The organism is Ralstonia sp. A12 (genome assembly GCF_000801955.1).
Classification (GTDB): Bacteria; Pseudomonadota; Gammaproteobacteria; order Burkholderiales; family Burkholderiaceae; genus Ralstonia.
Genome location: NZ_JSZO01000028.1, coordinates 105,857 through 132,171, shown reverse-complemented (window position 1 = coordinate 132,171; position 26,315 = coordinate 105,857). Strand labels below are relative to the sequence as shown.

27 protein-coding genes are annotated in these 26,315 nt (G+C 64.5%); 8 read left to right on the top strand and 19 right to left on the bottom strand.

What is annotated here, in order from left to right; translation table 11 throughout:
• Window positions 1-3: 3 nt before the first annotated feature.
• From PI87_RS22625 to PI87_RS22590, 8 genes are all read right to left on the bottom strand, one after another.
• On the bottom strand, window positions 4-801 hold the full coding sequence (locus PI87_RS22625) for an SDR family oxidoreductase (RefSeq protein WP_039599969.1): 798 nt from the start codon (window positions 799-801) through the stop codon (window positions 4-6).
• 3 nt (window positions 802-804) lie between these two features.
• Window positions 805-1,683, bottom strand: coding sequence for an aldose 1-epimerase (locus tag PI87_RS22620; protein ID WP_039599968.1), 879 nt, complete (start codon window positions 1,681-1,683; stop codon window positions 805-807).
• The gene (locus PI87_RS22615; protein WP_039599967.1) at window positions 1,664-2,575 is read right to left on the bottom strand and encodes an SMP-30/gluconolactonase/LRE family protein; all 912 of its coding nucleotides are present in this window, start codon (window positions 2,573-2,575) and stop codon (window positions 1,664-1,666) included. Before PI87_RS22615 ends, PI87_RS22620 begins: the two co-directional genes overlap by 20 nt.
• Window positions 2,572-3,582 carry an L-arabinose ABC transporter permease AraH gene (gene araH / locus PI87_RS22610; RefSeq protein ID WP_039599966.1) on the bottom strand — a complete coding sequence of 337 codons (1,011 nt, stop codon included), beginning with the start codon at window positions 3,580-3,582 and terminating at the stop codon, window positions 2,572-2,574. The genes PI87_RS22615 and araH overlap by 4 nt, the downstream gene beginning before the upstream one ends.
• Before the next feature lie 17 nt (window positions 3,583-3,599).
• Window positions 3,600-5,135 (bottom strand): L-arabinose ABC transporter ATP-binding protein AraG, encoded by a 1,536-nt coding sequence (gene araG / locus PI87_RS22605; RefSeq protein ID WP_039599965.1) that lies wholly within the window; start codon window positions 5,133-5,135, stop codon window positions 3,600-3,602.
• A 33-nt stretch (window positions 5,136-5,168) separates the two neighbouring features.
• Entirely contained in the window at window positions 5,169-6,173 is a 1,005-nt protein-coding gene (locus PI87_RS22600; RefSeq protein ID WP_039599964.1) for an arabinose ABC transporter substrate-binding protein, read from the bottom strand.
• A 110-nt stretch (window positions 6,174-6,283) separates the two neighbouring features.
• Window positions 6,284-7,303: a 2-dehydro-3-deoxygalactonokinase gene (locus PI87_RS22595; RefSeq protein WP_039599963.1), complete on the bottom strand. Its 1,020-nt coding sequence runs from the start codon at window positions 7,301-7,303 to the stop codon at window positions 6,284-6,286.
• 166 nt (window positions 7,304-7,469) lie between these two features.
• Window positions 7,470-8,534 carry a porin gene (locus PI87_RS22590; RefSeq protein WP_039599962.1) on the bottom strand — a complete coding sequence of 355 codons (1,065 nt, stop codon included), beginning with the start codon at window positions 8,532-8,534 and terminating at the stop codon, window positions 7,470-7,472.
• Between the two features lie 175 nt (window positions 8,535-8,709).
• Between PI87_RS22590 and gcvA the strand changes: the two genes are divergently transcribed.
• The 4 genes from gcvA to PI87_RS22570 all read left to right on the top strand — a co-directional run bounded on the left by gcvA (window position 8,710) and on the right by PI87_RS22570 (window position 11,627).
• Complete coding sequence (gene gcvA, locus PI87_RS22585) at window positions 8,710-9,636, top strand: transcriptional regulator GcvA (RefSeq protein WP_039599961.1); 927 nt, start codon at window positions 8,710-8,712, stop codon at window positions 9,634-9,636.
• Window positions 9,637-9,714: 78 nt separating this feature from the next.
• Window positions 9,715-10,137, top strand: coding sequence for a VOC family protein (locus tag PI87_RS22580; protein WP_039599960.1), 423 nt, complete (start codon window positions 9,715-9,717; stop codon window positions 10,135-10,137).
• Between the two features lie 39 nt (window positions 10,138-10,176).
• A complete protein-coding gene (locus tag PI87_RS22575; RefSeq protein WP_039599959.1) occupies window positions 10,177-10,926 on the top strand; it encodes a 16S rRNA (uracil(1498)-N(3))-methyltransferase in 750 nt (249 codons plus the stop codon).
• A gap of 83 nt (window positions 10,927-11,009) precedes the next feature.
• A complete protein-coding gene (locus PI87_RS22570) occupies window positions 11,010-11,627 on the top strand; it encodes a YidB family protein (protein ID WP_039599958.1) in 618 nt (205 codons plus the stop codon).
• 84 nt (window positions 11,628-11,711) lie between these two features.
• On the opposite strand, the gene PI87_RS22565 is transcribed toward PI87_RS22570, so the two are convergent.
• From PI87_RS22565 to PI87_RS22555, 3 genes are all read right to left on the bottom strand, one after another.
• Entirely contained in the window at window positions 11,712-12,326 is a 615-nt protein-coding gene (locus tag PI87_RS22565) for a barstar family protein (protein WP_039599957.1), read from the bottom strand.
• Window positions 12,323-12,754, bottom strand: coding sequence for a ribonuclease (locus tag PI87_RS22560; RefSeq protein ID WP_039599956.1), 432 nt, complete (start codon window positions 12,752-12,754; stop codon window positions 12,323-12,325). Before PI87_RS22560 ends, PI87_RS22565 begins: the two co-directional genes overlap by 4 nt.
• A gap of 476 nt (window positions 12,755-13,230) precedes the next feature.
• Window positions 13,231-15,576: an NADP-dependent malic enzyme gene (locus tag PI87_RS22555; RefSeq protein WP_039599955.1), complete on the bottom strand. Its 2,346-nt coding sequence runs from the start codon at window positions 15,574-15,576 to the stop codon at window positions 13,231-13,233.
• 240 nt (window positions 15,577-15,816) lie between these two features.
• On the opposite strand from PI87_RS22555, the gene thiL reads away from it, so the two are divergent.
• The 3 genes from thiL to PI87_RS22540 are packed head-to-tail and all read left to right on the top strand — an operon-like array spanning window position 15,817 to window position 17,933.
• Window positions 15,817-16,824 (top strand): thiamine-phosphate kinase, encoded by a 1,008-nt coding sequence (thiL, locus tag PI87_RS22550; RefSeq protein ID WP_039599954.1) that lies wholly within the window; start codon window positions 15,817-15,819, stop codon window positions 16,822-16,824.
• Complete coding sequence (locus PI87_RS22545) at window positions 16,821-17,399, top strand: phosphatidylglycerophosphatase A family protein (RefSeq protein WP_039599953.1); 579 nt, start codon at window positions 16,821-16,823, stop codon at window positions 17,397-17,399. Before thiL ends, PI87_RS22545 begins: the two co-directional genes overlap by 4 nt.
• A gap of 33 nt (window positions 17,400-17,432) precedes the next feature.
• Window positions 17,433-17,933 carry a CinA family protein gene (locus tag PI87_RS22540; protein WP_039599952.1) on the top strand — a complete coding sequence of 167 codons (501 nt, stop codon included), beginning with the start codon at window positions 17,433-17,435 and terminating at the stop codon, window positions 17,931-17,933.
• Window positions 17,934-17,945: 12 nt separating this feature from the next.
• Here PI87_RS22540 and PI87_RS28765 read toward each other — a convergent pair whose 3' ends face one another.
• Window positions 17,946-18,158 carry a metal transporter gene (locus tag PI87_RS28765; protein ID WP_084210065.1) on the bottom strand — a complete coding sequence of 71 codons (213 nt, stop codon included), beginning with the start codon at window positions 18,156-18,158 and terminating at the stop codon, window positions 17,946-17,948.
• 55 nt (window positions 18,159-18,213) lie between these two features.
• Window positions 18,214-19,029 (bottom strand): orotidine-5'-phosphate decarboxylase, encoded by an 816-nt coding sequence (pyrF, locus tag PI87_RS22530; RefSeq protein WP_039599950.1) that lies wholly within the window; start codon window positions 19,027-19,029, stop codon window positions 18,214-18,216.
• A gap of 212 nt (window positions 19,030-19,241) precedes the next feature.
• Between pyrF and corA the strand changes: the two genes are divergently transcribed.
• The gene (corA, locus tag PI87_RS22525) at window positions 19,242-20,204 is read left to right on the top strand and encodes a magnesium/cobalt transporter CorA (protein WP_039599949.1); all 963 of its coding nucleotides are present in this window, start codon (window positions 19,242-19,244) and stop codon (window positions 20,202-20,204) included.
• Window positions 20,205-20,222: 18 nt separating this feature from the next.
• On the opposite strand, the gene mtgA is transcribed toward corA, so the two are convergent.
• The 6 genes from mtgA to PI87_RS22495 all read right to left on the bottom strand — a co-directional run bounded on the left by mtgA (window position 20,223) and on the right by PI87_RS22495 (window position 26,309).
• Complete coding sequence (gene mtgA, locus PI87_RS22520; RefSeq protein ID WP_039599948.1) at window positions 20,223-20,927, bottom strand: monofunctional biosynthetic peptidoglycan transglycosylase; 705 nt, start codon at window positions 20,925-20,927, stop codon at window positions 20,223-20,225.
• 21 nt (window positions 20,928-20,948) lie between these two features.
• Window positions 20,949-21,866 (bottom strand): shikimate dehydrogenase, encoded by a 918-nt coding sequence (gene aroE / locus PI87_RS22515; RefSeq protein WP_039599947.1) that lies wholly within the window; start codon window positions 21,864-21,866, stop codon window positions 20,949-20,951.
• 11 nt (window positions 21,867-21,877) lie between these two features.
• Window positions 21,878-22,792, bottom strand: coding sequence for an energy transducer TonB family protein (locus PI87_RS22510; protein WP_039599946.1), 915 nt, complete (start codon window positions 22,790-22,792; stop codon window positions 21,878-21,880).
• A 62-nt stretch (window positions 22,793-22,854) separates the two neighbouring features.
• Window positions 22,855-24,957 (bottom strand): ribonuclease catalytic domain-containing protein, encoded by a 2,103-nt coding sequence (locus PI87_RS22505; protein ID WP_039599945.1) that lies wholly within the window; start codon window positions 24,955-24,957, stop codon window positions 22,855-22,857.
• A gap of 144 nt (window positions 24,958-25,101) precedes the next feature.
• A complete protein-coding gene (locus PI87_RS22500) occupies window positions 25,102-25,680 on the bottom strand; it encodes a chorismate--pyruvate lyase family protein (RefSeq protein WP_039599944.1) in 579 nt (192 codons plus the stop codon).
• The gene (locus PI87_RS22495; RefSeq protein ID WP_039599943.1) at window positions 25,677-26,309 is read right to left on the bottom strand and encodes a YqiA/YcfP family alpha/beta fold hydrolase; all 633 of its coding nucleotides are present in this window, start codon (window positions 26,307-26,309) and stop codon (window positions 25,677-25,679) included. The genes PI87_RS22500 and PI87_RS22495 overlap by 4 nt, the downstream gene beginning before the upstream one ends.
• Between the last annotated feature and the right edge of the window lie 6 nt (window positions 26,310-26,315).

Genomic DNA, 26,315 nt, shown 5'->3' with positions numbered 1-26,315 from the left:
GCGTTACTCGTGATAAAGCTGCGAGCGGCCACCATCGATCAGGATATCGGTCGCGTTGATGAAGCGGGCCTCGTCAGAGGCGAGGAACAGCGCGGTGTAGGCCACCTCTTCGGGCTCGCCGATGCGCTTGCATGGCAGCAGCTCGGCCTGGCGGTGGCGCTCGGCTTCGGGGTCGGGCGCGGCAGCAAAACCGGCCTCGGCAATCGGCGTAAGGATCAGCCCCGGCGAAATCGAATTCACGCGAATCCCGCGCGCCGCATATTCAATGCCCAACGCGCGCGTGAGCCCGATCAGCCCATGCTTGGCTACGGGATACGGAAACGCACCCGGAATGATCTTGTGCCCGTGCACAGAGGCGATGTTGACGATGCTCCCTGCGCCGCGCGCCAGCATGTGCGGCAGCACGGCACGCGCGCAGTGCCACGCGCCCTCCAGGTCGACGGATAGACAACGCGCCCAATCCTCCTCGCTCAGCTTGAGCGGATCGGAGAACACGTTGATGCCCGCGTTATTGACCAGCACATCGATGCCGCCGAAGCGCTCGACGCCCGCGGCGACCATCGCGTCGATCTGATCGCGGCGACGCACGTCGGCCTGCACGAGGAGGATGTTGTCGTCGTTGCCGATGGACGCAGCAAATGCCTCGGCGCGTTCGTCACGCACCAACGCGTTGACGATCACGCGCGCGCCGTGCTGCGCGAACAGCTTGGCGATCGCGCCGCCAATGCCCTGCGTGGCGCCCGTCACCAGGGCGACCTTGCCGGCAAGGCGCGGCGGAAAGGACGTGGGAGAAACAGTCATGCGTCAGATCGATGTCACGGTGAATTGGTAGCCACGCTGCAGGCTCTGGCCTGTGCCGAGAATGGTCAGGCCGTGGTCTTGCGGCAGACCCGGCAGGTTGTGCGCGTTGATGGTGTGGTCGACCGGCTCGAAGCAGAAGAAGTCGTACTCGGCCGGGGTGTACAGCACGTAGCGCGAGGTGGTGGCGGTCACCCGCACTGACAGGCGACGGCTTGGCCAGACGATCTCGGCAGCGCCGTCCCAGCCCTCGAAGCTTTGGTTGATGGTGTGGCCGGGCTCCAGTGGTCGAGGCTTGCGGAAATCCGCGTGCGGAGGTGGTGCCTGCAAGACGGTGGGCAGATCGTCCGGTGCGGATTGCCACATGCCGGTGGCGCTCGCGTGCAGGCGCACATCTGGCGTGCGCGGGAAAAACGGATGCACGCCCAGCCCGAACGGCAATGGCGCGCCCTCGTTGCGCACCGTCAACGCGATCTGCAGTGTGTTGCCCGCCAACGTGTAGCACTGCAGCGCGAGGTAGCGAAACGGCGTGCCGTGGTCGACCATGGCCGCCAGTTCGACAAACGTCTCACCCTCGGCCACCCGGTGCCATGGCATCAGCCAGCCGTGGCCGTGCAGCGGATACGTTTCGTCTTCACGCGTAAGTGGCACCTCGATGGTCCGGCCCTGAAATGGGAAGCGCCCGCCGCCGATGCGGTTGGACCAAGGCACCAGTGGATAACACGCCAGCGCCTTGGACTCACGCAAGGCCTCGTCGAGTTGGCCGGGCCGGAAAACAGGCACGGCTTCACCGTCGCGCAGGAAGTCGAAGCGCAGCAACCCACCGCCCGCCTCGGGCAGCACGTCGGCACACAGCACGCCGTTCTCAAGCCGCAACGTAGGCATGACCGAAACGGGCCTCGGGTAACCCGCGTACGTTGGAAACAGCCAGCTGGAACACCGCGCCCGCGTTCACATCCTCAGCCAGGCGGCGTGCAGACAAACCCTCGCGTGCACTGGTCACGTACAAAGTATCGAGCGCCGCGCCGCCAAATGCCGGGCAGGAAGGCTGCGACGCCGGCACCGCCACATGCACCAGCACACGTCCGTCCGGCGCATAGCGTGTGAGGCGATTGCCGCCCCACTCTGCATTCCACAGGCAGCCATCCGCATCGACGGTGGAGCCATCGGGTGAGCCCTTGTGGCCGACGCCGTCATCCGCGTCACGTAGATTCGCAAAGACGCGCGTGTGGCCGACTGCGCCGGTCTGGCCGTCGTAATCGCATGCGTGGATGCGGCGGCTGTGCGTATCGCACCAGTACATCGTCGCACCATCGGGGCTGAAAGCGATGCTGTTGGCGATGGTGATGTTAGGCAGCGCCAACCGCTGCAGCACGCCCAACGGCGTGAAGCGGTAGAAGCTGCCGATGGGTTCCGGACCGCCCTCGTGCATGGTGCCGAAGACGTAGTTGCCGGAGCGATCGGCGCGGCCGTCATTGACACGCGTGCCCGCTACATCCAGTTCCACAGGCGCGAGCAACGTCAGCGTGTTGGTTCGCGTATCAAAGCGGGCGACGTTCTTGGCGAGCCCAAGAATCAGCACGCCGGGCTCGTCAGTCAGCACGAAGGAGCCCACGCGCTGCGGCAGCGACCACTGGCGCTCCTGCCCCGTCGCCGGATCGTGCTGCCACAGCAGGGACTCCTGGATGTCGGTCCACCACAGCACGTGCAGGGTGTCGTCCCAGACGATGCCTTCACCCAGCGTGCAGCGCAGGTCGGAAAGCGTGGTTGCGCTCATCGCTCAGCCCCACCGCGGTTCTTCAACTGATCCACCAGCACCGCCGCCAACAGAATGCCGCCGCGCACAAGGTACTGATAGAACGCGTCAATGTTCAGCAGGTTCATCGCGTTCTGCACCGTGCCCATGATGAGCACGCCGACCAGCACGCCGGTGATCGTCGCGCGACCACCCAAGAGCGACACGCCGCCCAGCACGCATGCCGAGATCACGTTCAGCTCAAAGCCCTGCGCCGCGTTCGGCTGACCGCTCGTAATGCGCGCCGCCAGAATCACGCCTGCCAGCGCGGCAATCACGCCCTGAATCAGGAAGATGACGATGCGCGTCATGTTGACATTCACGCCCGCCAGCCGTGCCGCCTCCGGGTTGCCGCCAATGGCCAGCGTATTGCGCCCGTACACCGTCTTGTTAAGCAACACGCCGAAGACGACAAAGCACAGAGCCGCCACCCACACCGGCGTCGGCACGCCCAGGACGATGGTGTTACCCAGATCGAAGAACGCCATTTCCGACACGCCCACCGCCTGCCCGTGCGAGGCAATGAAGGCGAGACCACGCACGATTTCCATCGTGGCCAGCGTGGTGATCAGTGCATTGATCTTCAGCCGCGCGATCACGAAACCATTCACGCCGCCGATGATCGCGCCCGCCACCAGGCTCCCGCCGATGCCCAGCGCGATGCTGCCGGTGGCGTTGATGATCATCGCGCAGAGCACGCCGGCAAACGCCACCGTCGAGCCGATCGACAAGTCAAAGTCGCGCGAGGCGAGGCAGAACATCATCGTGCACGCCACCATGCCGATCTGCGACACGGAGAGCGCGAGGCCCACCATGTTCTGCCACGAGAAGAAGTACTCGACCGAGAACGACAGCGCAGCAAACAGAATGGCGAAGATCAGCGGCAGGCTGAAATCGTCCAGCAGGCGGAGCAGGCGCGTTTTGTTCATGGCGGAGCGAGCCGACGCAGCCAAGGCGTCGGAATGTTGCAACGGTTGAGACTGGGACATCTTGGACTCCGGGGTTCTCATGCAGCCAGCGGTGCGTGTGGTGCGGTGGGCAGCGGCGCGGATTCAGGGCGTAGCGCAAGCTTGAGCACGGCCTGTTCGTTGGCCTGCTCACGCGGCAGTTCTCCGGCGATGCGGCCTTCACTCATCACCAGCACGCGGTCAGCCACGCCGAGGATTTCCGGCAGTTCGCTGGAAATCATCAGCACAGCCACGCCGCGTTCGGCCAGCTCGTACAGCACCTGGTAGATCTCGTTCTTGGCACCGACGTCGATGCCGCGCGTGGGCTCGTCGATGATGAGGACGCGCATGTCGTCTTCTGCCAGCCAGCGCGCCAGGATGGCCTTCTGCTGGTTACCGCCGGACAGCAGGCGGATCGGCTGCTCACGGTTGGGCGTCTTGATGCGCATGCGGGTGATGTAGTGGTCGGCCGTCTTCGCTTCCAACCTGTCGTTGACGAACAAGCCGAAGCGCCGCTGGTTGCGCCGGCAACTGATGTTGATGTTCTCCGACACCGAGCGGCAGCCAATGATGCCCTCTTCCTTGCGGTCTTCCGGGCACAGCACGATGCCCTGCCGGATAGCATCAGCCACGTCGCGGATGCGGATCGGCGCACCGTCCAGCACGATCGTGCCCGCGGTCTTGCGATCGGCGCCGTAGATCAGCCGCGCCAGTTCCGAGCGCCCCGCGCCCACCAGCCCGAACAGGCCGACGATCTCGCCGCGCCGCACAGACAGGTTCGCCGGCTCGGCCAACTTCGGTCCCATCAGGCCCTCCACCTGCAGGCGCACCTGACCCAGCGCGCGTGGGCGGTAGTCGAAGATGTCGTCGATCTGGCGACCAACCATCTGCGCGACCAGTTGATCGCGCGTGACGCTGGCCATTGATGGGAAATCCGTCACCTTGCGGCCGTCGCGGAAGATCGTGCAGCCGTCGCACAGCTCGAAGATTTCATCGAGCCGGTGCGAGATGTAGATCAGCGCCCGGCCCTGCGCACGCAAGTCCTTCACGAGGCGGAACAGGATGTCGGTCTCGCGGATCGACAGCGAACTCGTCGGCTCATCCAGCGCAATCACACGGGCATCGCGCAGGATCGCCTTGCAGATCTCCACCATCTGGCGCTGGCCGATCGACAGGTGCTTCAGGCGGGCGCGCGGGTCCAGATCGACGCCGATGCGGCCGAGCTGTTCGCGCGTCCACGCCATCGCCTCGCGCTGGCGGATAAACCCGCCGCTGGCCGGCAGGTGGCCCAGCAGCAGGTTGTCCATCACCGTCAGCTCGGGCACCGTCTGCAGCTCCTGGTGGATGACGGCAATGCCGGCATCGAGCGCCGCCCGCGTGGTCGGGAACGCAGTCGGCTGGCCCTCGACGACGATCTGCCCGCCATCAGGCTGATAGTCGCCGCCCAGGATCTTCAACAGCGTCGACTTGCCCGCGCCGTTCTCGCCCAGCAAGCCGTGCACGCGGCCGCATTCGATGCCGAACGACACATCGGACAGCGCCCGCACGCCCGGAAACACCTTGCTGATGCCACGAAACTCAAGAAACGCCGACATGGCAAGTCTCCTTCGCTAACATCGTCCGCAAGATCACAAGCCCATCTCTTGGCGGACTGCCTTCTCGTTGTCGCGCGTCATCAGGCGGCCGCTGGTGAGGATGAGCGGGTCCGGCGCCTTGTTGTTCTTGATCCAGTCGTACATGTTCAGCGACGTCTCATAGCCGTGACGCTTCGGGCTGATGAGCACGGTGCCGAAGAAGCCGGTCTTCTCAGGCTTGGAGAATTCGTTCATCGCCGACTGGCTGCCGCCGATGCCCACGCCGATGATGTCGGCCGGCTTCACGCCATGACCTTCTGCCGCGCGCACGGCACCCAGCACCGCCTCATCGTTCAGACCAAACGCGATCCAGTGCTTGAACTTCGGGTTCTTGGTAAGCGTGATGTTGGCGGCGTTGAAGGCGGCCTCCGTATCCGTCTTGGCCTGCGGGCTCGTCAGCACGTTGGTGGCCGGGAAGCCTGCCTTGGTGAGCGCAGCCACGGCGCCATCGGTGCGCTCCTTGGCGGTGGGGAGTTGGTCGTACGCAATGCGGATGGCGCCAACGTCGGCCAGGTTCCAGCCGCGCTTCTTCATCTCCTGCGCGATGGCGTCGCCCACCTGCTCGCCAATTTTCGTGGCCGAGATGCCCATGTGCGGCACGGAATCGATCGGTTTGCCGCCGCCATCCACCAGGCGATCATCCACCGTCATCAGCTTGAGGTTGTTCTGGCGGGCCTTGGCCACCACGGCTGGCCCGAGCTTCACATCCGGCACGCAGATCACAAAGCCCTGCGCATGCTGCGCGCCCAGGTTGTCGATGGCGGTCAGCACCTCGCCGCCGCTGGGCACGCCGATCTTCACCAGCTTGAAGCCTTTCTCCTTGGCGGCCTGGTCGGCGAACTTCCATTCGTCCTGGAACCAGGGCTCTTCCGGCTGCTTGACCAGGAAGCCGATCTTCACTTCATCGGCCGCGTGGGCAAACACTGAAAAGCCACCGGCCATCGCGAACAGCGTGGCGGCCGCAATAGCCTTGAAAGTACCGCGTCGTTGTTGGTTCATCTTGTCTCCTTGCGATGCCGTCTTGGCGGCACCTGTTTTGCTGTGGATAACCACTGTGGACAACTACTGTGGATAACCGTTGTGGATAAATGGATCAGGCCGCGCCAGCGCTAGGCTTGCGCCACCTTCAACGTCTTCACCAGACCACGCTCACGTGCGATGGCAATCGCGCCGCTGCCGGCCAGGTGTTCCTGCTGTTCACTGCTTGTAACGGTGACCTTGCCCGAGAAGAAATCGTCGTCCGACACCAGCACGGCCAGCGCTTCGCGCAGCAGCGGCTTGCCGGTGATGACGAATTGCGTGCCCGGGTTCATGCGGATCGCGCTGCTGTTCTTGAGCGTAAGTAGATCCGCGCCCAGCACCGCGCCCAGCAGGAAGTTGGCCCGCGCATTGCGCTCGTAGATCGTGAACTGGCCCAGCGTGCGCACCATGAAACAGGCACGCCCCAAGCCGATGCTGCTGGCGCTGCGCGCGCCGGCCAGCAACATCTCCGGATCGACCTCGTTGGCGAAGTCGGAATCCAGCGCGTCGGCCAGGATGGTGTTGTGCGTAATCACATGCAGCAACTCGCCAGCCAGCGTCGTGACGCAACCGGTGATGCGCTGGTCGGCATCCAGATGCACGAACTTCGAGTGCGAACCCGGCAGCACGATCACCGCCGGTTCGGTGATCCCGAGGCGCGAGACCAAGCCCATCGTCTCGACCTCTTCGCCACGCATCATGTCCATCGACTCGATGTTGTGCAGGCCGAGGTTGTCCACCGGATTGCGCACGCCCGGCACAAACCAGATCGGCTGGGCGCACACCTCGGGGATGCTCGCCTGCACCATGCCGGCAGCCAGATCGCGCAGGCCGGCCGGCGCCACCAGGTGCGGCACCTCGTGCAGGCCGACGTTGGAAGTGATCATGCCGGACGCCAGCACAAGGTCGACCTGGCTGAGGGCGAGGCTAGCCTTCTGCAGCGCGGCTTCAACGGTGTCCTGCACGCCGCGCTGCAGCGTCGTCTTGTTGCCGGTGATGGCGGTGTCGCGCACCCCAACCTGGCGCGCGGCCTGGCAGAGTGCAACGTCATCACGCCAGACCGTGACGCGCGTGTTGGTGGTACCGGTATCGATGGTGAGGATGTTCATGCGTGGCATTGCTTGGGTGGTACGAAGGACATGGCCCGGGGTTGAAACCTGTTCAGGATCCGTAGCGAGCGGTCCGAGGTTGCCCCGAGAAGCGCAACCGTACATGGGTACGGTGAGCATCGCAGGGCCAAGAGCGGGGCGCGCAGTAGGATCATGAGCAGGTTTGTCAGAACGAGTGGACGATGCCTGTGTAGGCCCCCAACTGGTTCTTGCCCGGTGCCGGGTTGTTGTTGGTCGCCTCCACCGAGAAGTTGGCGGTGGCGCTGTTTTGCACGGTGCCAACGCTGGCGTACAGCATCGTGCGCTTGGACAGGTTGTAGTTCGCGCCGGCCATGAACAGGTTGGCGTTGCCGCCACCATGGTTCACGTTGATGCGGTAGGCCGCGCCGATCAGCGTCAGCGCCGGCGTGACCTCGTAATTCACACCCAGCCAGTAGTGGTTGGCCTTGGTGGGCGCACCGACTGGGGCATCCGGCGCAGACAAGTTCTCGTACACGGCAAACAGCTTCGCTTTGCCAATGGTGTACGTACCGCCGATCGTCGCTTCCTTCGAGAAGTTGAAGAGATCGCTGAACTTGCCGTTGGCATCGCGGATCACGTCGTAGATCGCGCGCACTTCCACCGGCCCTGCGGTGTAGACGGCGGACACGCCATCCCGGCGGCTGTTCTTGAACGAACCCGGCTGCTCGCCCAGCCCGGTCTGCAGCCCGATCTGGAAGCCGCCCCAGGTCGGGCTCTGGTATTCGACGATGTTGTTGGCGCCCGGCCAGTTGCGCCCCCGCACCAGCGTGGCGGAGCCGATGAACTGCTGGCCGGTCGGGTCCAGGTACCAGACGTCATTGCTGATGAACAGGTTCTTGCCCGCCGTCAGCGTGCCCCAGGTCGGGCTCGACAGGCCGACGTACGAACGGCGGTTGAAGAGCGCATCGCCATTGGTTTTGCCCTGCGCGGCGCCAAAGCCTGACTCAAGGCGGAAGACGGCCTGCAAGCCACCGCCCAGATCCTCCTTGCCCATGAACCCGAACATGCTGGTCCCCCACTGGTTGTCAGCGGCGCGCCAGAGGCTGCCGCCGGGCGAAGTCGCCGTGGGGGCGACGTTGTTCTGGTAGTCGATGCCGCTGGCTACGCGGCCGTACAACGTAACGCTGGTTTGCGCGAGGGCTGGGGCAGCCCAGCCCGCCAGCGCAAACCCGCACGCCAGCATCCCGCGAACAACGGTGGTTCGATTCATGACGTCTCCTGTGATGTTTTTGTAGTGGGGTCCGGCTGGTTCGCGTGATTGAGATCGCTTGTGCAAACCGAGTCGTAGCTCGCGCCGTCCCCAGGCGCATTTGTAGTCGGTGGCGCCTAAGCGTGGCAAACTACAAATTCTTCGCGAGACGTTAAATTTTTCTTAACGAGAACGCATGGCACGACGCCTTCCTCCCCTTAATGCATTGCGCGTCTTTGAAGTCGCAGGCCGCAACCTGAGCTTCAGCCGGGCCGCCGACGAGCTATGCGTGACCAACGCCGCGGTCAGCCACCAGATCAAGCAGCTCGAAGACCATCTGGGCAAAAAGCTGTTCATCCGCCGCAACAACCAGCTCGCGCTGACGGATGCCGGCGACAACTACCTCCCCCGCGTGCGTGACGCTCTGCGCGCGATCGAACAAGCCACCGACCTGCTGATGGACACTGCCGACGCCCCGTTGCGCGTGGCCGTGCCGCCAACCTTCGGCGCTAAATGGCTGGTGCCGCGTCTGTACCGTTTCTTCAACCAGCATCCGCACGTGCGCGTCGAGGTCTCCACCGCTGACGTGCAGGATCACGGTCAGTTCGACCTGTGCATCGACGACCGCCAGGTCAATGCGCCCAACCTGCGCGTCGAGTGGTTCACCTCCACCGACTTCTTCCCCGTGTGCAACGCCGCGCTGCAACAGGCGATCCGCATGCCGCAGGATCTGGCCGCGCATACGCTGCTGCATGAGCGCGGCGGGCGCCATCTCGCACACCACCCGACATGGCAGCAATGGCTCGATGAAGTGGGCGTACGCCAGATCAATGCCACGCGCGGGCCGGCCTTCTCTGAGGCACTGATGGCGCTGCAGGCGGCCATCGATGGTCAGGGTGTCGCACTCGGCCAGGGCATCCTCGTCGAATACGACATCGCCGCGGGGCGCCTCGTGCGGCCACTGGCGACGGAGGCGTCATTGCGCCTGTCGTACTACCTGATCCATCCGCATGAGGCGGTGGAGCATCCGGGCTTCGCGCTGTTCCGCCAATGGCTCGCAGATGAAGTGGCACGCAGCGGCGGCCGCGCACGCAACCAGCAACTGCCGGGCGAGGTGTTTTGATTTCTTTTGATTGTGGTGTGGCGAGCGCTCTACACTAGTCGTCCGAGGTCATCTTGCACCTGCTGCAGGAGCAACATCATGAGCTTCCCCCGCCCCGCCCATACACCCTGGCTCGTCCCGTACCTGACCGTGCACGACGCGGCTGCCGCCATCGCCTTCTATCGCAATGCCTTCGGCTTCGGGGTGCAGGATGAAGTGCACGACCACGGACGCCCGATCCACGTCGAGATGACCTACCAAGGCGAGTTGATCCTGATGTTCGCGCCCGAAGGCGCATTCGGCTCCACGGCCCGCGCACCGGCTGCCGCGGGCTTCGAATGCCCGCAGAGCTTCCACCTATATTGCGAAGACGTCGACGCCGTCTACCAGAGCGCGCTGAACCAAGGCGCCACCTCGGTCATACCGCCCGCCGACGTCTTCTGGGGCGAGCGCTACGCCGTCGTGCGCGATCCCGACGGCTACCGCTGGGGCCTCGCCTGCCGGCCAGCCACCGAAGGCTGATCGCCTCGTCTGACCCGATTCACCACAAGGATTGCTTCAATGGGGCTTCCCCGTTTCTACGTCGACACATCGCTTAGCCCCCACACTGCCGTCACCCTGTCTGAAGCCGTCACGCGCCACATCCACGTGCTGCGCCTGACCGTCGGTGACGACGTCTGCCTGTTCGATGGCTCCGGCCACGAATTCCGCGCGCGGCTCGATGCCATCAACAAGCGCGATGCCACCGCCAGCCTCGCTGAGTCGACACGGCCCGACACCGAAGCGCGCTACAACATCACCCTCGCGCAGGGCATTGCCGGCGGCGACAAGATGGACTGGCTGATCGAAAAGGCCGTTGAGCTTGGCGTGCACGCCGTCGTCCCGCTGCAAACCGAGCGCGGCGTAGTGCGCCTTTCCGGAGAGCGCGCCGCCAAGCGCGTGCAGCACTGGCAAGCGCTTGTGCAGGCCGCGTGCGAACAGTGCGGCCGCGCACGCGTACCAGCTGTCGCGCCAGTTGCGACGCTGCGCGAGTGGCTGGCGACGGCCAAGTCGACGGAGGCATCGCGCGCCCTGCTGTCACCGCGCGGCACACAATCGCTCACGCAATGGGCCATGCAATCGCGCGAGCGCATCGAAAGCGCTGGCGTGGAATTGCTGATTGGCCCAGAAGGCGGCCTCTCGCCCGATGAGGAGGCACTGGCCGAAAGTGCGGGTTTCTTACCACTGACACTCGGGCGACGTATTCTGAGAACGGAATCGGCGGCGCTCGTTGCCGTGTCCGCGCTGCACGCCGTGCTCGGCGAGTTCTGAGTTATGACCACGAAACACTGACCGTTTGATCCCACCCGGCGGGCCTTTTCCCCTCTCCCGCCACTGACCAAAGGAGCTTCATCATGGGTCTACTTGATTCGATCCTCGGCGGCGGCAATGACGCCAGCGGCGGCCAATCGTCCTTGCTGGGCAACAAGAAGGTGCTGCTGGCCGTGGGCGTGCTGGCCTATCTGGCAATGAAGCGCGGCGGCAACGCACAAGGCGCCGGCGATGCAGCATCGCAGGCTGACCAGGGCGGCGGCCTACTCGGTTCGCTGGGCGGCCTGGGTAGCCTGCTCGGTGCGGCTGGCGGCGCGGGTGCGCTCGGCAGCCTGCTCGGTGGTGCGGGCGGTGCGGGTGGCCTGGGCGGCCTGCTCGGCGGTCTGCTGGGTGGCGGCAATTCGGATCACGCAGCGGCAGTCGACGCAGCGGCACCGGCTGGCCTCGGCCCGCTGCAGCAGATCCTGGAACAAGCCGGTCTGGGCGAACAGGTCAAATCGTGGATCGGCAACGGCCAGAACCTGCCCGTCTCCGGCGAGCAGATTACGCAAGCCCTGAGCGGTACGGGCGCGCTGGAGGAAGTGTCGAAACTGGCCTCTACCTTCGGCATCAACGAAGGCGACCTCGCCAACCAGCTGGCCGAAGGCCTGCCGGAAGCGGTCAACCACCTGACCCCGCAAGGCACGCTGCCGGCAGCCTGAGCACCGCAGCAAGAAAGCAAAAAGCCCGCATTTGCGGGCTTTTTTATTGCAACGCCGATCAATCAGCGTTGAATCAGTTCGGCTTCACGCGAACGAGTAGAACACGCGGAACTGCACCTTGCGCTCGCCCCAGAACTCGGCGGCGTCGCGGAATACGTCGAGCAGCACCTCGCGCGCTTCCTTGTCGAACTTGGGCTGGCACGGCAGGCCTTCGAGCACGATCACGAAGCCCGGCTGCGGCCCGGCCTTGTAGATCATGTCGGTCAGGCAATCGGCCAGCGCATCGAAGTTCTTGCCGAAATGCTTGGGGAACAGGAATTCGCGTGCGATCACGTCGAGCACTTCGCTCTTGGTGGTCGCCGCTGCGCAGTTGGCATACAGGAAGTGCTGGCCCAGGCTGGCCGCCGACTCTGCCAGATCCGCCACGCGAAACGCGCGGATCGACTGCACGATATTCGGACGCACCGTCTTGAACAGGTTCATGGCGTCTTCGCGACCTCCGTCGTCGTCCGTCTTGGTGATGTCCTGCGTCATGATGTTCTGCTGCGGTTTTGCCGCCGCGCCCCCAGCGCGTGCGCCCAGGGATTGCATCCCGACCACGCCGTCGTACAGATTCTGCGCCTTGTGCCACGCTTCGCGGGCCACGCGCTCATCGCGTGCGGTGAGCGAGTCGTCCAGCCCAAACATGTTGGTCGTCATCGCTGTATCCGTTGAAAACTGTTGTAGTGATCTTCCGTGTAGTAGCAGTCGTTGGCCGCTTGCTGGTCGCCGCCGCAAATAATGCGTTTGGCGCCCCGGTTGCGTGCGCCACGCGTCTTGACCGTGTACTCGCGGTAGTAGCCACGCCGCTGCGCAGGCAAACGTCGTTCATAGTTGCCGAACGTGCTGCCATCTTTCGCATACGGGAACGGGCCGCCCTGCTCAACCAGTGCAAATGTGCGCTGTGCCTCGTTGGGCAGATCCGCTGCGCGAATGGTTCCCGCAGCGGCCGCCATACCGGTCGTGTCCCGAGCCATCGCGCTGACCGGCAAGCCTGCCGCAGACAACGCGAGCGTCGCCGCCAGCGCGCCACGCGCTACTGCCTGAGATACGGAGCGGCCAATCCACGCTCCAAGTCGCTTGGTCATCAGCAAGCCCTAACGGGAGAATCGCGCCAAGCGGACAGCCCGGCGCAGGTCACAAGCGCAGGTGGCCGCCAGATCATGATCCGGACAGCCGGTTTGCAGCTGAAAGCGAAGCGGCTCAATGCGTGAGGGCTTGCGGGGGAGAATGACAAGTCGGGCGACTGCCGAAGACTTGGGGAATCCTTCCGCCTGCAAACACCTACCAATTGCGCGCACCAGAATGAGGCAAATCCAGTCAGACATGTGGCCAGAAAATCGCTTTTCCAGCCCCATCCAGCCCAGCGCAGGCCTCATGTGCTCAGAAGCACCCCTTCAGCCCGTAAGGGTACGCTCATCGATGACAACAATCAACCGACGGTCAATGTTTGAAGGGTTTTTTGAATCCACAATTAGCATTGCACAAATGTGAGCGCACGCAAACTTAGCGAACAAAAAAAGGGAGCGCAGTATCGTGCGCTCCCTTTTCGTGCAGTGCGGAATTAACGCTGTGCTTGTGCGGCGGCGTCCACAACGGTCAGCGCCGTCATGTTGAGGATGCGTCGCACCGTGGCCGACGGCGTCAGGATGTGCACCGGCTTCTGGGCACCCAGCAGGATCGGACCGATGGCAATGTTGTTACCCGCAGCCGTCTTCAGCAGGTTGTAGGCAATGTTGGCAGCATCAATGTTGGGCATGACCAGCAGGTTGGCCTCGCCCTTGAGCGCCGAATCCGGCACCAGCGAATCGCGCAGCTTTTCATCGAGCGCCGCATCGCCGTGCATTTCGCCGTCAACTTCCAGGTTCGGGGCACGTTCGCGCAGGATGGCAAGCGTTTCGCGCATCTTGACGGCGGAAGGCGCTTCCGACGAGCCGAAGTTCGAGTGCGACATCAGCGCGACCTTCGGCTTGATACCAAAGCGGCACAGCTCTTCGGCGGCCATGATGGTGATCTCAGCCAGTTGCTCAGCGGTCGGGTCAATGTTGACGTGCGTATCCGTCAGGAAGATCTGGCGACCCGGCAGCACGAGGCCGTTCATGGCGGCGTACACGCAGTTGGTGCCGCCGATGACCTGATCGATGTAGCGCAGGTGCGCGGCGGTGTTGCTGACCGTGCCGCAGATCATGCCGTCGGCTTCGCCCTTGTGGATCATCACAGCGCCGATCAGCGTGGAGCGGCGGCGCAGTTCCAGCTTGGCGTACTGCGGCGTGACACCCTTGCGCGCCATCAGCTTGTAGTACGTCTCCCAGTAGTCGCGGAAGCGTTCGTCGTGCTCGGGGTTGACCACGGTGAAGTCCACACCTTCGCGCAGGCGCAGGCCGAAACGCTCGATGCGGTGGGCGATCACGCCCGGGCGGCCGACCAGGATCGGGCTGGCGAGCTTTTCATCCACAACGATCTGCACGGCGCGCAGCACGCGCTCTTCTTCGCCCTCGGCAAAGACGATGCGCTTGTTGTCCATCGGTACTTTGCGGGCGGCCGAGAAGATCGGCTTCATCAGCGTGCCCGAGTGGTAGACGAACTGCTGCAGGTGCTGACGGTAGGCGTCCATGTCTTCGATCGGGCGCTTGGCCACGCCGGAATCCATGGCGGCCTGCGCCACGGCCGGCGCGATCTTGACGATCAGGCGCGGATCGAAGGGCTTCGGGATCAGGTATTCGGGGCCGAACGAGAGGTCCTGGATGCCGTAGGCGGAGGCGACGATGTCGCTCTGTTCCTGACGGGCCAGCTCAGCCACGGCGTGCACGGCGGCGACTTCCATCTCACGTGTGATGGTGGTCGCGCCCACATCCAGCGCGCCGCGGAAGATGAACGGGAAGCACAGGACGTTGTTGACCTGGTTCGGGTAGTCGGTGCGGCCGGTGCCCATGATGACGTCCGGACGCACTTCCTTGGCCAGCTCCGGCAGGATTTCCGGGTTCGGGTTGGCCAGCGCGAAGATGATCGGCTTGTCGGCCATCTTCTTGACCATGTCCTGCTTGAGCACGCCGGCGGCGGACAGACCCAGGAAAATGTCGGCGCCGTCGATGACTTCAGCCAACGTACGCAGATCGGTCTTCTGTGCAAAGTGCGCCTTGTCCGGGTCCATCAGTTCGGTGCGGCCTTCATAGACCACGCCGGCCAAGTCCGTCACCCAGATGTTTTCGCGCGGCAGGCCCAGGTCGACCAGCAGGTCCAGACAGGCCAGCGCTGCTGCGCCCGCGCCCGACGCCACCAGCTTGACCTTCTTGATGTCCTTGCCGACCACCTTGAGCGCGTTGGTGATGCCTGCGCCCACCACGATGGCGGTGCCGTGCTGGTCATCGTGGAAGACGGGGATCTTCATGCGCTTGCGCAGTTCGCGCTCGACGAAGAAGCACTCCGGTGCCTTGATGTCTTCCAGGTTGATGCCGCCGAAGGTCGGCTCCAGCGAGGCAATGATATCGACCAGCTTTTGCGGGTCTTTTTCGTTGATCTCGATGTCAAACACATCGATACCAGCGAATTTCTTGAACAGGCCAGCCTTGCCTTCCATCACCGGCTTCGAGGCTTCCGGGCCGATGTCGCCCAGGCCAAGCACGGCCGTACCGTTGGTCACCACGCCGACGAGGTTGCCGCGGGCGGTGTAGCGGAACGAGTTCGCGACGTCTTCAACGATTTCTTCGCAGGCTGCGGCCACGCCGGGGGAATAGGCCAGGGCCAGGTCGCGCTGGTTCGACAGCGGCTTGGTCGGCGTGACGGAAATCTTGCCCGGGGTCGGAAACTCGTGATACTCCAGCGCGGCCTTGCGCAAGGCGGCGCGTTGCTGCGCCTTGAGTTCTTCATCCGTGCGGGCGGGCTGCTGAGGCTGGGTATCCACCGTGGTCATGGGGTGTCTCTCATCATGGGTGGCCAGCGCGCGCGCCGGCCGTCGCATCTAGCGGGCCACCGGGAAACCACATGAGGGTCACGGTATTACGGTCCGCCTCCTTGGGCCCGTCATTTTATATAGTGAAAAGCGATCTCACAACGGGATTTTGGGTGGGAGTGCTATGCGCAACCGCTACAATATTCCACCGTCCTGCTACGGCACTATCGGGCTTGCCCTCTTTCTTACATTGCCGCTGTCGTGTCCAAGCCCGCCGCCTCCGCCAACTCCGCCGATCACGCCGCTGAACTGTCCGAATTCGGACTGATCCGCCGTTATTTCACACGACCGGCCCGACAAGCGATTCTGGGGGTCGGCGATGACTGCGCCCTGCTTGGTGCCCGTCCTGGCCATGAATTGGCGATTTCCACCGACATGCTGGTCGCCGGTCGCCATTTCTTTGCCGATGCGGAGCCCAGAGCACTTGGGCACAAAGCGCTGGCTGTCAACCTGTCGGATCTGGCTGCCATGGGCGCCGAACCGCGTGCCTTTACGCTAGCCGTGGCCTTACCGGAAGCCAATGCGGCCTGGCTCAAACCGTTTTCCGAAGGCCTGCTGGCGCTGGCCGATGCTTTTCACTGCGAGCTGATCGGCGGGGACACGACACGCGGGCCACTCACCCTCAGTTTGACCGTTTTTGGCGACGTACCGGCCGCTGCGGCGTTACGCCGCGACGCTGCCCGCGCCGGCGACGACCTGTGGGTGTCGGGCACTGTCGGCGATGCGCGACTCGCCCTGGGTGCGCTGCGCGCCGAATGGGCGCTGGCACCGGAGGCCCTCGCCCAGGTGCAGCCGCGCATGGACATGCCGACACCGCGCGTTGCACTGGGGTTGGCGCTACGCGGCATTGCGCGTGCGGCGCTCGACGTGTCCGACGGGTTGCTTGGTGATCTGGGCCATATCCTCACGCAATCGCACGTCGGCGCCACCATTGAGGTCGATCGCGTACCGCGTTCCGCGACGCTCGCCGCACAGCCGGCCGCACGTCAGTTGCACTGCACGCTGGCCGGCGGCGATGACTACGAGCTTTGCTTTACCGCCCCAGCCGAAGCGCGCGACGCCGTGCTCGCAGCCGGTCAGCGCGCCGGCGTGGCCGTCACACGCATCGGTCGCATCGATGCCGAATCCGGCCTACGCCTCGTCGATGCGCACGGTGCGCCTGTCACCTTTACGCATGGCAGCTTCGATCATTTTTCGTCCGCATCATGATGTCTTCTGCACCCTTTCCGCCCTCCAACCCACCCGGCCAGCCTGAGACCGTGACACTCGAAGCCGGCCAGACCGCGCAGGTCCGCCGCCCGACCGCTCGCTTCATGCTCGGCCATCCGGCGCGCATCCTGGCGCTGGGCTTCGGCTCAGGCCTGTCGCCCATCCTGCCGGGCACGATGGGGACGCTGTATGCGTGGCTGATCTATGTTGCCCTGGCGCGCTGGATTTCCGGCCCAACGTGGCTGCTGATTGCGGCCGTGGGCTTCGTGATCGGCATCTGGGCATGCATGCGCACGGCGCGCGACCTGGGCGTGGCCGACCACGGCGCCATGGTGTGGGACGAGATGGTCGCCTTTTGGCTGGTGCTGGCGTTCGTGACGCCGACCACACTGGGCGGCCAGTTCGGGGCCTTCGTGCTGTTCCGCTTCTTCGATATGGTCAAGCCCGCGCCCATCCGCTACTACGACCGCACACTCAAAGGCTTCGGCGTGCGCGGCGGTTACGGCGTGATGGTCGATGACATTCTGGCCGCGTTCTACACGCTGCTCGTGTTTGCGCTGTGGCGCTCGTTCTGACGTTTGAAGTCTTGAAGCCCCGAAGGTATTGCAATGGCTGAATCCCGCGCCCTGGCCCAACTGGCCGAACTGGTCGGCGACACGCTGCACAAGCGCAGCCTGATGATGGCGACTGCCGAATCGTGCACGGGCGGGCTGGTGTCCGCCGCGATGACCGATGTATCGGGCTCGTCCGCATGGTTCGAGCGCGGCTTCGTCACGTATTCCAACGAGGCGAAATCGCAGATGCTGGGGGTACCGGCCGCGTTGATCCGCGAGCACGGTGCGGTGAGCGAGCCGGTGGCGCATGCGATGGCCGAAGGCGCGGTGCTCAACAGCCGCGCGCAGGTGGCCGTGGCGATTACCGGGGTGGCAGGCCCGACCGGCGGCACACCCGATAAGCCCGTCGGCATGGTGTGCTTCGGCTGGAGCAACCGGCTGCAAACGCGCGTGGAAACGCGCCACTTCAAGGGCGACCGCAAGCAGGTCCGCCTGCAGGCCGCCGAGCACGCGCTGCGTGGCCTGCTCGACTTTCTGGAATCGGCGGAGTCCTAGTCCCGAAAGCCCCTAGATCCGGGCCTCGCTCGGGTGATCCGGCCGGCGGCGCTCTTCGTGCTCATGCTCCGGCTGGTGCTCATGGTCATGTTCGCGAGGGCGACGATTGCGGTCGCCATCATGCTCATGCCCATCGTCACGTTCCTTCTCGAATCTGCGGTCCGGATCCTTGCCCTCTTCCTCGCGGCGCAGGCCGGTGACGGGGTACTGGGAATGCGTGGTCATGGTGTCCTCACCGAATCCGGGCAACCGGACCGCCACCGTGTCGTGACGCGAGGGGTCAGTTGCGGTACTGGTTGATCTGATCGCGCGTTGCCTCGGCAACCTTGCGGGCCGCATCGGCGAAATCGCTGTCGCTGCTGGCGTAGAGAATGGCACGCGACGAGTTGATCATCATGCCGGTGCCATCGGCAGTACGGCCGGCACGCACGGTGGCTTCAATGTCGCCGCCCTGGGCGCCAACGCCCGGAATCAGCAGCGGCATGTCGCCGACGATCTCGCGCACCTTGGCAATCTCTTGCGGGAAGGTCGCGCCCACCACCAGGCCCATCTGGCCGCTGGTGTTCCACACGTCACGCGCGCGCTCGGCCACGACCTGGTAGACGGGGCGGCCGCCGGTTTCCAGGAACTGCACATCGCTGCCGCCAGCGTTGGAAGTACGGCACAGCACGATCACGCCCTTGTCGGCGTGCGCGAGGTACGGCTGCATCGAGTCGAAACCCATGTACGGGCTGACGGTGATGGCATCCGCGTGATAGCGCTCGAACGCTTCCTTGGCGTAGTGCTCGGCGGTGGAGCCGATGTCACCGCGCTTGGCATCGAGGATGACCGGAACCCCCGGGTACGCCTCGTGGATGTAGTTGATGAGCTGCTCGAGCTGGTCTTCGGCGCGCTGCGAGGCGAAGTAGGCAATCTGTGGCTTGAATGCGCAGACCAAGTCAGCCGTGGCGTCGACGATGGCGCGGCAGAACGAGAAGATCGCCCCGCCCGTACCGGTGAGCGACGCCGGCAGGCGTGCGGGATCGGGATCGAGCCCGACACATAGCAGGGAGTTGTTGCGCTGCCAGGCGGCAGCCAGTTGTTCGGTGAATCGCATGATGTCGGGAATGTGAGGACGCGGCCGGACTGCCGCATGAGTTAGTCGCATTTTACCCGCCGGCCGATCCGATGGCCTGATCTTCCGGGCGTGGCATTGATCCGACGCGTGCGCGCCAAGCCACTGTTTGTGGCTGAACCTGCCGCCTCTTTACGCTACACTCGGCGCGATTTTTCGCCTCGCCCGCTTAATACCTGCTTCAAGGAACCTCCATGATCAACCTGTTCGTCGTGCAAAAAGGCCGTCTCGCGCAAGAACAGGTCGAAGAACGTAGCGAATTGCTGCAGCACAAGCCGATCTGGATCGACGTGATCGACCCGGACGACGAAGAGCTGGCCTGGATCAAGGAAGCCTATGGCGTGGTCCTGCCCGAACTGGAGCAATTGGGGGACCTGGAAGCCTCCGCCCGCTACTTTGAAGGCGAAGACGGCCATATCCACATCCGCACCGACTTCCTGCTCGACGAAGACGCCACCTCGCGCAACGTGCGCGTGGCTTTCGTGCTGACCAAGGATGTGCTGTTCTCCATTCACGACGAAGATCTCCCCGCTTTCCGCCTCGTGCGCATGCGCGCGCGGCTGCGCCCGGGCTCCGTGCGCAATGCGAAGGATGTGTTGATGGATTTGTACGCCACTGACGCCGAGTATTCGGCGGACTCCATCGAAGAAGTCTACGAACGCCTGGAAGACGCCAGCAAACGTGTGCTGGCCGATGAAGTGACCGATGCCGCCGCCGCCGATGTGCTGGAAATCATCGCCCGCGTGGAAGATCTGAATGGCCGCATCCGCCGCAACGTGATGGATACGCGCCGCGCGGTGTCATTCCTGCTGCGCAGCCAGTTGCTCTCGACCGATCAGCAGGACGAAGCGCGCCAGGTGTTGCGCGACATCGACTCGATCGAGAACCACACGGCGTTCCTGTCGGACAAGGTCAACTTCCTGATGGACGCCACGGTTGGCTTCATCAACATCAACCAGAACAAGATCATCAAGCTGTTCTCGGTGGTGTCGGTGGCGCTGATGCCGCCCACGCTGATCGCCTCGATCTACGGCATGAACTTCAAGGTGATGCCGGAGTTGGACTGGGCCGAGGGGTATCCGTATGCGATCGTGATGATGATCGTGTCGGCGGCGATTCCGCTGGTGTACTTCCGTCGCAAGGGCTGGCTCAAGTAAGCCAGCCGCCTCGCCGGATCAATCCGGCAGCGTGGCGGAGCCCATCCGGTTGGCGATGACGGTGGCCTTGCGCGTGAAGTTCACGTGCACGTTGGCACAGTAGCTCTTCTTATCGAAGCACTTGGGCGCGGGCAGCGCCGCTGCCAGGCGCGCCGCCTGCCCCACCGTCAATTGCGATGCCGGGCGCTTGAAGTAATGCTGTGCGGCCGCCTCTGCGCCGAACACACCCTCGCCCCACTCCACCGAGTTCAAGTAAATCTCCAGGATGCGCTCCTTGTCGAGCCAGAACTCGAGCATCCATGTGATGGCAAGCTCCTCGCCCTTGCGCAGGTAGTGACGCTCGCCCGAGAGGAACAGGTTCTTGGCCAACTGCTGCGTGATGGTCGAACCGCCTGCCACCACGTGGCCGCGCCGCTTGTTCTTCTCCCACGCGTCCAGCATGGCATCGACTTCCCAGCCGCTATGTGAAACGAAGTCAGCATCTTCGCTGGCGATGACCGCGCGTTTGAGGTTGCGCGAGATCTGGTCATAGTCGACCCAGCGGTGGTCGACCTTGCAGGTGAAGATGTTGACGCCGCACAGGCGCATGCGCTCGGCGCGCATGAAGGCGGTGGAGGACGGATTGAACGTCTGCCAGCTCGCAATGGCGGCAAAGAAGTACAGATTGAGCGCGACCACGCCTGCCACAAAGCAGCCGATTACGTAGCCGAGCCAGCGCATCATCGTAGGTGCCCTGACCGGTCTTTACTTGCGCGCACGGGCCGCCACGACGGCCTCGCCCTGCAGGGCTTCGCGCATGCCGAGCAACACGGGCGCGGTGTCCGGGCGCACGCCACGCCAGACGAAGAACGATTCCGCCGCCTGCTCGACCAGCATGCCCAGGCCATCCCAGGTGCGGGCGCCGTAGCGCTTGGCAAACTGCATGAACAGCGTCGGCTGCGCGGCGTACATCATGTCGTAGGCCAGCGCGTTCGGGCCGAACACGGTGCTCGGAATCGGCGGCACGCCTCCCTGCAGGCTGCTGGCCGTGGCGTTGATGATGACGTCGAACACATCGTCGACGGCGAGTTCGTCGTAGCCACCGCCCACCAGCTCCGCGTCGTGCAGCTTGGCCGAGATTTCAAAGCGATCGACCAGCATGTTGGCGCGATCGGCCGTGCGGTTGGCGATGAACACGCGTGCCGGCTTGTGCTCCAGCAGCGGCAGCAGCACGCCGCGCGCTGCACCGCCCGCGCCCAGCAGCAGCACGCGCTCGCCTTCGAGGTCGTTGCCGATGTTGTGCGTGATGTCGCGCATCAGGCCGACGCCGTCGGTGTTGTCGCCAAAAATCTCGTCGCCATCGAACTTGAGCGTGTTGACCGCACCGGCCGACTCGGCCCGCAGCGACAACGACGTGCACATCGAATACGCATCGAGCTTGAACGGCACCGTCACGTTGAGCCCTTTCCCGCCTTCGCGGACGAACGTGAACACGGTTTCCTCAAACGCGATCAACTCGGCATAGATGCGGTCGTAGCGGACGAGCTCGCCGGTCTGCTGCGCAAACGCGGCGTGAATGGTGGGCGACTTGCTGTGCGAAATCGGATTGCCGATCACGCCATAGCGATCTGTGGGCGGCGCACTCGCGGCAGCGAGGATGGCCTCTTGAAACGACGACGACATAAACGACAGCCTCAGCGGGTCTGCAGGTGAGTTTCCAGGCCCGCGCGGGTGAACTTGAAAGTGGCGACCACATCCTGGATGTCGACGCGCTTGCGCATCTCCGCCGGGAAGCCGCCAAACGGCGAGGACGACCGCACGATGGCCACAGCCTGGCGATCCAGCGCCGGGTTGCCCGAGCTCTTGGCGATCTCGATGCCTTCGATCTTGTAGCCGTCCTGGTTATAGCCGAGCAGGCCTTCGCGGTTGATGCTGATCACGAGGATCAGTTCACCATACAGCGGGCGGCCGTTCTGACTGGGGAAGTTGGCGGTGCCACGCACTTCGATCTTGCGGCGCACGGCATCGTAGTAGCGGGCGTAATCGACCTGGCGCGCGCTGGCAGCGGTCAGCACGTTGCGGCGCGGGCGTTTGGCGTAGTTCTCGAGATTGCGGTCGATCTCGGCCTGCAGGCGCGCGATTTCGTCCTGCGTGGTGCGGTCATCCGTGCCATTGGTGGGCGACGGCACGGGACGCTCGCCGGGCTTGACCTGGCGATCACTCACCATCGGTGCGCGGTCTTTTGACTGCGTCAGCAGACGGCGCTGCTCCTGCTCCAGGAATTCGACACGGCGTTGCGTGAGCTTGATGGCGTCGCCGGTCTGCTCGTTGGTGTCGGCAGGCAGCGGCGTGGTCGCACGCTGCTGGTCAAACTCACCACCGCCATTCAGGTTGACCTGCGCCACGGCCGTTGCCTTGGCCGGCGCGGTGGACGACTTGGCGTTGACCAGCACCACATCCAGCCCCGGATCGTCGCGCTTGATGTCGAACGCCTCGGGCGCCACCACGCGCACGAACAGCAGCAGGACGTGCACGGCAAGCGACACCACCAGTGCCTTGGTGAGCGTGCTGCTGCCGGACCAGTCCGGACGGTTTGCGAGGGCGGCCATGAGGGTCGATTCCTGGGTGCAGAGAAAGTGCGCGCGAAAAGAAAGTCAGACTGCGATTGTAGTTAGGCAGCAGCAGGCGTTCCACCGCTCTCGCTGCCCTGCGGCGGCGGCGCCACAGCGGCATCGCCCTCCGCCCGCGCCTCTTCCTCATCAGCGGCCGGTTGTGGTTCAGCCGGCGCATCCACCTCGGCCGCGGCTTCCGCTTCGGCCAATTCTTCTTCGATGGCCGCGGCTTCAGCCTCTGCGTCAGCAGCCGGGGCGAGGACTTCCACCACGCGGCACGACACTTCCAGGCTGATCTCGTCGGTGTCCAGAATATCGAGCACCACGTGCGTGCCACGTGCCGTTTGCGCCAGCTCCGGCACCTTGGTCACCAGCGGAATGTCGGCAAAACGCACCGCACCTTCCTTCAGCACCACGGCCTGCATGCGCGTGCGCTGCTCCTGCTTGAGCCAGCGCAGGCACCAGTAGCGCTCCATGGTCGACTGGTGGTCGGCATAGGCGGCGTAGGTGCCTTCAAAGTCCGCCACGGCGGCCAGCAGATCGGCATCTTTCGGCTTGAACGGCGCGATCAGCTTGGCCGTCACGCCATGCTGTGCCACCGCCGCGATCTGCCATTGGTTGACCAGATCGACATAGCGACGCAGCGGCGAAGTACTCCACGCGTACTGCGCCACGCCCAGGCCTTCGTGCGGCGCCGGATACGTCTGCATGCGCGTGCGGTGCATGCCCCACGCCTTCTGCGTGCGATAGATACCCGGCACACCGGCGTCGGCCAGCATGCGGCCCCAGGTGCTGTTGGCCAAGATCATCATCTCAGCGACGATCTTGTCCAGCGGCGAACCGCGCTTGCGCTGTTCAATGCGCACGCGCTCACCGCCGCCTTCAGCCTCGGAAATCGGGTCGATATAGAACGAGTAGTCACCCTTCTGCGCGCCCTCGGGCTTCAAGCCGCTGGCGATACGCGCCTGCTGGCGGCCGTCGTACAACGCGCAAGCGAACGGCCACAGCACGGCCAGCTCGGCCTTGAACGGGTAGTCACCTGAACCATCGGCCAGCGCTTCGGCAGTGATCACGTCGTCGAGCAGGTTGTGGCGCAGGTTGGCCGCCACGGTCACGGATTCGCAGCGCGTCTCGCTCGCGGTGACCGCCCACGTGGCGCGGTCAACCGTCGCGTACAGCGACAGCGCCGGGCACGCGCGTCCTTCCTGCAGCGTGTAGCGATCCACCACCGACTCCGGCAGCATCGTGATCTTGTCGCCCGGGAAGTACACGGTCGACAAGCGCTGACGTGCAACCGCATCCAGCGCATCGCCGCGCTGAATACCAAAGCCCGGCGCCGCAATGTGGATACCGATGCGCACCGTGGCATCGTCGATGAGGGTGACGGAGATGGCGTCGTCGATTTCCGTGGTGGTCACGTCGTCGATCGAGAAGGCGCGCACATCGGCAGCCGGCAATTCGAGGGCCGGCTCCGGCACGGTCACATCCGGGAAGCCGGTGCCCTTCGGGAAGCACTCCGACAGGAAGCGCGCCTCGTGCAGTGCACGCGCGTTGGCAATGCCGCCCACCGCCACCATCAGCCGCATCGGCGAGAGACCCAGCGCCGTGCACGCCGCGTCGAGCGCCTTGAATTCGAGGCTGTTCTTATCCGGCTTGAACAGCAGTTGCAGCGTCTTGCCGCGGAACGATTCGGGCAGGCGCATCGCCTTCAGTTCGGCCTCGTATTCGGCTTGCAGGGCGGCCTGCTGCTTCTTGCGCTCCACGGCGGCCAGCGCAGCCTTGAGCTGATCTTCGGGCGCGCGCTGATAGCGGCCACGGCCCTTGCGTCGGAAGTAGATGGGCGAGCCATGCAGCGCAATTGCCAGCGCGGCCTGCTGCGTAGCATCCGCGCCCGCGCCAAAGTACTCGCCCGCCAGGTCGGTAAAACCAAACTCATCCGCCGGCGCGCATTCCCAGAGGAAATCCAGATCGATGTCCGTCGACAGTGCGTGCGCGGCCTTCGTCAGTTCGCCCGCCGATGGCTGGGCAAACTGCAACAACACGTCGCGCGACTTGACCTTGGTGCGCTTGGCGCTCGGCAACTCGACCTGGTAGGCCTCGCCCTGTTGGGACAAAACGGTGCCTGCGCGGATCTCGCCGCCTTCTTCAAACAGCAACTGCATGGATATGTCTGGATTGCGGTGGGAACACCGCTTTGAATGAGGTGGATTGGCCGCGAACCCGGATGTCAGCAACCCGGTGCACGGTCACAAAAAGTTGGGGGCGATGATACCGCACTGAGACAGCGTCCGAACCGCCGAATACGCTTACCTTGGCGGCTTAAACCCCGCCAGTGCCGGCAAGAACACCTCCGTCACCAGCATCGCGCTCGCCCCACGGCGGAACACGGAGCGTCGCGCTGGCAGGCGCTCCGTACCAGTGATCGGTGCATCACCCAGCGCGCCATGTGCTCGGCGCACCAGCGGATGGTGCGCATCGAGCAGCGCGAATTCAAAATCGCCCCGTGCCACGCGCGGATCGGCAAACAGCGAATGCCCGAGCGGCTGCGTGCCCAGCGCCTTCAGGAAGGGCCAGTCCAGCGCCACGCTGCGCGGATGCACGACGGTGTGCGCGTAGACGACGGGGATGTCGTCGCAGATCAGCAAGACTTCTCGCGCCAACGTCTCAGCAGGGCCTGCCATGCCAAGGCAGCGCCACTCGTCGCGCAAAGGCATCGCCCGCGTCTGGCCAAGCAATTGGACCCGAAAGGTGGAGGATGCGGCTCGCAGACGCGCGGTGAGTGAGTTAGCGCCAACCGCCCAGAGCGCCCAATGGCGGTCGTACACCACGGCCGGCGGCAACGCGCTACGCCAGAGGCTGCGCGGGTACGACGGGGATTCGGTCATGCGAGCGCGTCGCCGTCGAACGGATGCGCAGCCAATAAGTCAGCAGGAACGCCGCAGAAGACGAGCACTTCGTCCATGTACTGCGCGAAATCGCTGATGCCGTGGTCGCTGCCATCAATCACGCGGGTGGTGGCGCCTGAGAAATGGGCGAGCATTTCGCGGTAGTCGAGCACCTCGTCGCCTGTCGACGCCAGGAGGTAATACCGCTCGGGCTGGGTGACGTTGGGCACAGCCAGCGCGCGCAACTCGTCCAGGTGATGCGGCTCGACACGGATGGTGCCGCCGCCGTGCCAGAGCGGCTGCTCGCCAACGTACTTGGCGAGATCGCGCTCCGGACGCGTGGCCGGATTTAGCATCGCGGCGCGCAAGCCGTGGCGCTCGGCCAGCCAGGTGGCGTAGTAGCCACCCAACGACGAGCCGATCAGCACGGGCTTTGCGCCATCGCGCGTACTCAAGTCAGCGATCAACGCCTCAACTTCGGCCATCGCCTCGCGCGGCGAGACAGGCAACGTCGGGCTGACATAGTGGTCCGCCAGCCCGACCGAAGCCATCCGCTTGCCCAGCAACTGCGCCTTGAACGAACGCGGCGACGAGCGGAATCCGTGCAGATAGACGATGGAAGCCGTCATATGCGG

Coding starts and splice junctions, on each gene's coding strand:
- PI87_RS22625 (WP_039599969.1), bottom strand. CDS start 801: ATGACTGTTTCTCCCACGTCCTTTCCGCCGCGCCTTGCCGGCAAGGTC.
- PI87_RS22620 (WP_039599968.1), bottom strand. CDS start 1,683: ATGCCTACGTTGCGGCTTGAGAACGGCGTGCTGTGTGCCGACGTGCTG.
- PI87_RS22615 (WP_039599967.1), bottom strand. CDS start 2,575: ATGAGCGCAACCACGCTTTCCGACCTGCGCTGCACGCTGGGTGAAGGC.
- araH (WP_039599966.1), bottom strand. CDS start 3,582: ATGTCCCAGTCTCAACCGTTGCAACATTCCGACGCCTTGGCTGCGTCG.
- araG (WP_039599965.1), bottom strand. CDS start 5,135: ATGTCGGCGTTTCTTGAGTTTCGTGGCATCAGCAAGGTGTTTCCGGGC.
- PI87_RS22600 (WP_039599964.1), bottom strand. CDS start 6,173: ATGAACCAACAACGACGCGGTACTTTCAAGGCTATTGCGGCCGCCACG.
- PI87_RS22595 (WP_039599963.1), bottom strand. CDS start 7,303: ATGAACATCCTCACCATCGATACCGGTACCACCAACACGCGCGTCACG.
- PI87_RS22590 (WP_039599962.1), bottom strand. CDS start 8,534: ATGAATCGAACCACCGTTGTTCGCGGGATGCTGGCGTGCGGGTTTGCG.
- gcvA (WP_039599961.1), top strand. CDS start 8,710: ATGGCACGACGCCTTCCTCCCCTTAATGCATTGCGCGTCTTTGAAGTC.
- PI87_RS22580 (WP_039599960.1), top strand. CDS start 9,715: ATGAGCTTCCCCCGCCCCGCCCATACACCCTGGCTCGTCCCGTACCTG.
- PI87_RS22575 (WP_039599959.1), top strand. CDS start 10,177: ATGGGGCTTCCCCGTTTCTACGTCGACACATCGCTTAGCCCCCACACT.
- PI87_RS22570 (WP_039599958.1), top strand. CDS start 11,010: ATGGGTCTACTTGATTCGATCCTCGGCGGCGGCAATGACGCCAGCGGC.
- PI87_RS22565 (WP_039599957.1), bottom strand. CDS start 12,326: ATGACGACCAACATGTTTGGGCTGGACGACTCGCTCACCGCACGCGAT.
- PI87_RS22560 (WP_039599956.1), bottom strand. CDS start 12,754: ATGACCAAGCGACTTGGAGCGTGGATTGGCCGCTCCGTATCTCAGGCA.
- PI87_RS22555 (WP_039599955.1), bottom strand. CDS start 15,576: ATGACCACGGTGGATACCCAGCCTCAGCAGCCCGCCCGCACGGATGAA.
- PI87_RS22545 (WP_039599953.1), top strand. CDS start 16,821: ATGATGTCTTCTGCACCCTTTCCGCCCTCCAACCCACCCGGCCAGCCT.
- PI87_RS22540 (WP_039599952.1), top strand. CDS start 17,433: ATGGCTGAATCCCGCGCCCTGGCCCAACTGGCCGAACTGGTCGGCGAC.
- PI87_RS28765 (WP_084210065.1), bottom strand. CDS start 18,158: ATGACCACGCATTCCCAGTACCCCGTCACCGGCCTGCGCCGCGAGGAA.
- pyrF (WP_039599950.1), bottom strand. CDS start 19,029: ATGCGATTCACCGAACAACTGGCTGCCGCCTGGCAGCGCAACAACTCC.
- corA (WP_039599949.1), top strand. CDS start 19,242: ATGATCAACCTGTTCGTCGTGCAAAAAGGCCGTCTCGCGCAAGAACAG.
- mtgA (WP_039599948.1), bottom strand. CDS start 20,927: ATGATGCGCTGGCTCGGCTACGTAATCGGCTGCTTTGTGGCAGGCGTG.
- aroE (WP_039599947.1), bottom strand. CDS start 21,866: ATGTCGTCGTCGTTTCAAGAGGCCATCCTCGCTGCCGCGAGTGCGCCG.
- PI87_RS22510 (WP_039599946.1), bottom strand. CDS start 22,792: ATGGCCGCCCTCGCAAACCGTCCGGACTGGTCCGGCAGCAGCACGCTC.
- PI87_RS22505 (WP_039599945.1), bottom strand. CDS start 24,957: ATGCAGTTGCTGTTTGAAGAAGGCGGCGAGATCCGCGCAGGCACCGTT.
- PI87_RS22500 (WP_039599944.1), bottom strand. CDS start 25,680: ATGACCGAATCCCCGTCGTACCCGCGCAGCCTCTGGCGTAGCGCGTTG.
- PI87_RS22495 (WP_039599943.1), bottom strand. CDS start 26,309: ATGACGGCTTCCATCGTCTATCTGCACGGATTCCGCTCGTCGCCGCGT.